Annotated in this window: 1 protein-coding gene; it reads right to left on the bottom strand. The window is 73.3% G+C overall.

Annotated features, from left to right (window positions below; translation table 11 throughout):
- Positions 1–1,735: beta-ketoacyl synthase N-terminal-like domain-containing protein (locus ACOJTC_RS27575; RefSeq protein WP_420119070.1), on the bottom strand; the 1,735-nt coding region annotated here is incomplete at both ends.

The following is a 1,735-nucleotide window of genomic DNA, read 5'->3' as shown; positions in this document are numbered from 1 at the left end:
ACATCCACATCACCCGCCGACAAACCCCCACTCGCCAACGCCTGACGAATCACCCGCTCCTGCGACGGACCATGCGGCGCCGTCAACCCATTCGACGCACCATCCTGATTAACCGCACTACCCCGCACCACCGCCAACACGGGGTGCCCGTTACGCCGCGCATCCGACAACCGCTCCAAAATGATCACGCCGACGCCCTCGCCCCAGCCCGTACCGTCGGCGGAGGACGAGAACGCCTTGCACCGGCCGTCGGGGGACAGCGCCCGCTGCCGGCTGAACTCGACGAAGTTGACCGGCCCGGCCATCACGGTGGCGCCGCCGACCAGGGCGAGCGAGCACTCGCCCGAGCGCAGCGAGCCGGCGGCGAGGTGCAGCGCGACCAGCGACGACGAGCAGGCGGTGTCCACCGTGATCGCCGGCCCCTCCAGGCCGAGCGTGTACGCGATGCGGCCGGACGCGACGCTCGTGGTGGTGCCGGTGGAGACGTGTCCCTCGACGCTGGCCGGGGTGTGGCCCAGCCGGGTGACGTAGTCGCTGGTGATGACGCCGACGAAGACGCCGGTGTCGCTGCCGCGCAGGTCCGCGGGGTCCATGCCGGCCGCCTCGATGGCCTCCCACGAGGTCTCCAGCAGCAACCGCTGCTGCGGGTCCATGGCCGCCGCCTCACGGGGGCTGATCTCGAAGAAGTCCGCGTCGAACGTGTCGGCGTCGAGGAGGAACCCGCCCTGCCGGGTGTAGGTCCGGCCGACGGCGGCCGGGTCGGGGTCGAAGAGGTCGTCCACGTTCCAGCCCCGGTCGGTGGGGAAGTCGCCGACGGTGTCGACGCCGTCGGCGACCACCCGCCACAGGTGTTCCGGGCTGGTGACGCCGCCGGGGAACCGGCAGGACATGGCGACGATGGCGACCGGGTCGTCGGCGACCGCGACGGCGGTACGGATCGTCGGCGTCGCCGGTGCCGCGCCGTCCGGTCCGGCGACGACGGTGCGCAGGTGCTCCACCAGCGCGGCCGGGGTGGGGTGGTCGAAGACCGCGGTCGCGGCGAGCGGGACGCCGGTCGCGGCGACCAGCCGGTTGCGCAGCTCGACGGCCGTCAGCGAGTCCACACCCAGCTCCCGGAAGGGCCGCTGCGGGTCGACCGGTTCGCCGTCGGTGCGACCGAGGACCACGTCCACCTCGGCGCGTACCAGGTCGGTGAGGAAGGCGGTCTGCTCCTGGGCGCTCTGCCCGGCCAGCCGTCGGGCGAGTTCACCGGTGCCGCCGGCACCCGTGGCGGCCCGCCGCCGCGCCGGGCGGACCAGCCGGCTGAGCATCGGCGGTACGGCGTCCCGGGCGGCGAACGCGTTCAGGTTCAGCCGTACCGGCAGGACCGTGGGGCGGTCCGCGTCGAGCACGGCGTCGAGGGCGGCTAGCCCCTGGTGCACGTCGATCGGCAGTACGCCGGCCGCCGCGATCCGGTCGAGTTCGGCCCGGCCGAGACCGCCGGCCATCCCGTCGGTGGTGTCCCAGAGTCCCCATCCGATGGCGGTGGCGCGCAGGCCGCTGCGGTGGCGTTGGTGGGCGAGGGCGTCCTGGAAGGCGTTGGCCGCGCCGTAGTTGGCCTGACCCGGGTTCCCGAAGGTCGCCGCGGCGCTGCTGTAGGTGACGAGGGTGACGTCGGGGTGGTGTTGGAGTGCGGTGTGGAGGGTGTGGGTGGTGTCGATTTTGGCGGTGAGGGTGGTGTGGAGGGTGTGGGGGG

The sequence above is a fragment of the Micromonospora sp. genome (genome assembly GCF_048594385.1).
Taxonomy (GTDB): Bacteria; Actinomycetota; Actinomycetes; order Mycobacteriales; family Micromonosporaceae; genus Micromonospora; species Micromonospora wenchangensis.
The sequence above is the reverse complement of the archived record's forward strand: the minus strand, read 5'-3'. Positions and strand labels throughout refer to the sequence as shown.